The sequence below is a fragment of the Psychrobacter sp. GW64-MNA-CIBAN-0177 genome (assembly GCF_040309585.1).
GTDB classification, from domain to species: Bacteria; Pseudomonadota; Gammaproteobacteria; order Pseudomonadales; family Moraxellaceae; genus Psychrobacter; species Psychrobacter okhotskensis.
In genome coordinates this window covers 1-261 of record NZ_JBEOOY010000348.1, presented here as the reverse complement: position 1 = coordinate 261, position 261 = coordinate 1, and the positions used below count along the sequence as shown (strand labels likewise).

Genomic DNA, 261 nt, shown 5'->3' with positions numbered 1-261 from the left:
CCGCTGGGTAGCGGAAATGCGCAAAGCATGACCGTTGTTGAAACCAGCGACCGCACCCGCCTCATTTTTAACCTGATCGAGTTGGTTCCTTACACTACCCAACGCAATAACAACTCGCTGGTAATGACTATTGGCGGTGATTCTGCAGACATGGCCAGCGACATTTCGAGATCTGATGGAACCAGCCCTGCTGCTCCGTCAGCGGAAGGTTCGCCGGCGCTGGTAGACGTTGATTTTCGTCGCGGTGCGCAGGGCGAAGGC

Annotated in this window: 1 protein-coding gene; it reads left to right on the top strand. The window is 55.9% G+C overall.

The features are described 5' to 3' along the window. Positions 1–27 precede the first annotated feature (27 nt). Positions 28–261: hypothetical protein (locus tag AAEY79_RS15390; protein WP_407074211.1), on the top strand; the 234-nt coding region annotated here is incomplete at its 3' end.